This is a genomic window from Mesorhizobium sp. M1A.F.Ca.IN.020.03.2.1 (assembly GCF_004023205.1).
GTDB lineage: Bacteria > Pseudomonadota > Alphaproteobacteria > Rhizobiales > Rhizobiaceae > Mesorhizobium.
In genome coordinates this window covers 1-3,294 of sequence record NZ_RZSV01000381.1, presented here as the reverse complement: position 1 = coordinate 3,294, position 3,294 = coordinate 1, and the positions used below count along the sequence as shown (strand labels likewise).

Here is a 3,294-nt window from a genome sequence, read left to right as displayed (position 1 = left end):
GGGCCAATAGCCCAGCGCCAGCCGGGCGTCGGCCCTGTCCCAGACATCGGCGGTGGGTACGATGTCGAGCACGGCAAGCTTCTCGACGCGGTCCGGGTGGTCCAGCGCCAGGCGATACGCAACGCGTCCACCGCGATCGTGGCCGGCAACCATGAAGCGGCCAAAGCCGAGCTTCGTCATCAGCGCCGCGAGGTCGGCAGCCATGGCGCGCTTGGCGTAGGGCGCATGATCCGGATCGGATGGCGGACAGGAGCTTTTGCCGTAGCCGCGCAAGTCGGCGCAGACGACGCTAAAGCGGTCGATCAGCTTCGGCGCCACGTCGCGCCACATCAGATGCGTTTCGGGGAAGCCGTGCAGCAGGAGCAGCGCCGGGCCGCTGCCGGCAGTCCGGATGAATGTCCGTGCCGCGCCCGTATCGACTTCCGCGCTTTCGAAACCGCCGAACATGCTTTGTACTCCACAGGCGGAACGGCCGCGGGCGGGATGGTTGCTCGGGCCGCGGCTTCTCTCGGCTGGCGCCTTCCGTGGTCAGCTCCAGGCGGATTTGACTGTAAGGGACGCCTCGAATATCTGGCCTCTCTTGTCGGTGCGCATTTTGATGGTGATCTTGAGGTTATCACTGTTCGGCATCTCGTCGCGCGCGACATCCTGCAAGATCCTGAGCGCCTCCTTTCGCGCGTTTTCTGGTGAGGAGAAGAGCTGCCCCTCGCTGTCCATTTGCGTGTGCACGGTGTTATACAAATCGAAGTAGAAGCGTTCCATCCGCGAAAGCATCCGCCGCAACCTGGACGTTCAATCCCTGCGCGCGATCATGGTTCCAACGGACCGTCTTGGCCGGGGACTGCTTTGCCGGCGGCCGGCGGTGTGGTGGTCCGCTGCAACCCGGCCCGGCTCTGCAACGTTAGGCCCTTGCAAAATCACAACGGGCGGCCGCGCATGCTGGAACCCCTTTATCTGAACCTGGGTCAGCACGATGCTCTCTCCGAAAGCGAGAAGGCGTTGCTGGCCAGCGCCACATCGGTGGAGAAGTATTTCGTCGCTGGCGAGGATCTCGTCGCCGAAGGATCAAGGCCGACTTTCAGCACCCTCATCGTCGACGGGATTGCCGCGCGCTACAAGGTGCTGGAGGACGGCGGCCGGCAGTTCACTGCGCTCCATGTTGCCGGCGATTTCGTCGATCTGCACGCTTTTCTCCTGAAGACCATGGACCATGGCATCGTCGCGCTGTCGCCCTGCCATATCATCGCTGCGGAGCACAGCAAGTTGCGGGAAATCACCGAAAAGGCCCCGCATTTGACGAGGCTGCTCTGGTTGGACACGCTGGTGGACGGCGCCATCCACCGGGAATGGATCGTGGCCATGGGACGCCGCTCCAAGACCGCGCATCTGGCGCATCTGATATGCGAACTCTTCGTCAGGCTGCAGGCCGTGAAGAAGACGCGGGTCATGAGCTTCAATCTGCCGCTTTCGCAGGCCGAACTCGCCGATGTGCTCGGTCTCTCCGTCGTCCATATGAATCGGGTCATCGGCACGTTGCGCCGCATGAACGTCATCAACTGGACCAACCACCTGATCGACATCCTCGACTGGAACCGTCTGGTCGCCATTGCGGAATTCGACCCGACCTATCTCAGCATGAGGAACGAGCCAAGGTGAGAACGCGTCAGCGCGGCGGCCCTTGGTCGTCGCCAGACCACAGCGAGTCGAGCATCGAGAGTGCCGCGCTCGGGTCGGCCGTCCTCAGCAGGCCCTGCCGGGCGGCGGCCTGCTTGAAAGCGTCGAAGGCGACCGCCGGACGGCAGATGCCCGCCATGGCGTCGTCCACCAGCCGCGCCGCCGCCAAATAGTCGGGCGCTTCCTTGTTCTTCCAGGCTCCGTCCAAGGCCTTCCTTGCGTCGGCGATCGACGAAACCACCATTGAGCCGCCAGTGACGAAGCGGATGGTGAGCGGCAGGAATCTACTCATCCCCGGTCACCATCCTAGCCACTGTTGAGCCCGCCAGGCGAGGCCCGCGAAGGGCGCCGCGGTCACCGCCGCTGCCGCCAGAATGAAAAGATGATTGTTGGTCCGAAAGGGTCTCATCGTTGCCACCACATGTTTTTGGATCGTCATAACGAGGATGCCGCCGACCGGTTGCACGGGCAGGCGCTGAATAAGCGGCAAGCTAATTGCTCGCCGGCCGGCTGGGCGGCTGCGGGCGGTACGGCGGGCGCGGACGCGGCCTGAGCGGCACGCCGGCGCGCAAAGACTGGATCGGCCACGGACGCCGGGCACCCTGGCGCAGAAATGACCTGGACAGTGTGCCGATCAGATCTCGAATTTCCATGGGACTCTCCTCGTAGAGTCCCCCCGAACTGCGAGCGACTAGCACTCCGGCAGCATTCGCGCATTTAACTTTGATGTACGTGCGCCACGCCCTGCCGAGACCGCAGCCTCTACCGAAAGCCAACCTTTTCGGCCGGCATGCGTTGTCTCTCCGACAGCGTTGTCTCTCGAGAAGAGGATGACGAATGCCCCGGTGCCCCACCGCCACCCGGTGGCAAACACGGCGAGCGGGGCCAGAGTCGACGTCGGCCTGCCAAGGCGAACGGCTCTCCCCGATCGTCGGCGGTTGCCGAATCCATAAGGAGGATCCAATGAAGAAAGCACTTCTTGGCTTCGCCATTGTCCTGATGTCGGGCCAAATGTCGGGAACGACTGCCGCGGCCCAGACCCAGCTGGAGAATCCGCAGATCGAGGATTGCCAGGTCAAACCGGACGCCAGCGCGACCCCTAATCAGACCGGCGAGCAGCCGAAAGCGCAGGCCCCGAAAGCGCAGGCCAATGATCAGTCCAACAACCTGACCGCCAGCCTGGCGCCTTGCGACGGTGTGCTGAAGCCTCCGCCCACGGGCGACAAGAACGCTACCGCTCCGCCGGCCGACACCAGCCAGATGCCGGTGATCAAGCCGGGCGAGGTCCCGCCGCAGCCGTCGAAGTAGAACGCATGATCGGTCTGGCCGGAAACTTTTCCCGCGCGGGCGAGTTACTGACTGTGCAGTTCCCGGATACCCGAACTGCTTCCCACAATTGCCGCCCCGGTTCTCCCATCCGGGGCGGTTTTTTGCCGGCGGCGGGCCCGGCACGGCCTGCCTCGGTGCCTTATCTTCTCGGCTCCGAAGCACGGAACCATCGGGCCCGCGCCGAATTGTCCTCAGCGGGCCGCGTCAGCCGGACCTGATGGTAAAGAGAACAGGGTTTGGTTTCTCCGGCTTCACACCCTGGCCAACGAAAAGGCAGACGAGCTCTTGTCC

At 63.8% G+C, this 3,294-nt stretch carries 5 protein-coding genes; 2 read left to right on the top strand and 3 right to left on the bottom strand.

Going from position 1 to position 3,294, the window contains the following annotated elements:
* Both EOA79_RS30900 and EOA79_RS30895 read right to left on the bottom strand, forming a co-directional pair.
* Window positions 1-447: alpha/beta fold hydrolase (locus EOA79_RS30900; RefSeq protein WP_128293615.1), on the bottom strand; the 447-nt coding region annotated here is incomplete at its 3' end.
* 81 nt (window positions 448-528) lie between these two features.
* Window positions 529-762, bottom strand: a complete 234-nt coding sequence (locus tag EOA79_RS30895) for a hypothetical protein (RefSeq protein WP_095784272.1) — start codon at window positions 760-762, stop codon at window positions 529-531.
* Between the two features lie 174 nt (window positions 763-936).
* On the opposite strand from EOA79_RS30895, the gene EOA79_RS30890 reads away from it, so the two are divergent.
* Entirely contained in the window at window positions 937-1,656 is a 720-nt protein-coding gene (locus EOA79_RS30890) for a Crp/Fnr family transcriptional regulator (RefSeq protein WP_066998395.1), read from the top strand.
* A gap of 7 nt (window positions 1,657-1,663) precedes the next feature.
* Here EOA79_RS30890 and EOA79_RS30885 read toward each other — a convergent pair whose 3' ends face one another.
* Window positions 1,664-1,966 (bottom strand): DUF982 domain-containing protein, encoded by a 303-nt coding sequence (locus EOA79_RS30885; RefSeq protein WP_095824503.1) that lies wholly within the window; start codon window positions 1,964-1,966, stop codon window positions 1,664-1,666.
* A gap of 671 nt (window positions 1,967-2,637) precedes the next feature.
* Here EOA79_RS30885 and EOA79_RS30880 point away from each other — a divergent pair.
* Window positions 2,638-2,982, top strand: a complete 345-nt coding sequence (locus EOA79_RS30880; RefSeq protein WP_067322626.1) for a hypothetical protein — start codon at window positions 2,638-2,640, stop codon at window positions 2,980-2,982.
* Window positions 2,983-3,294 lie beyond the last annotated feature (312 nt).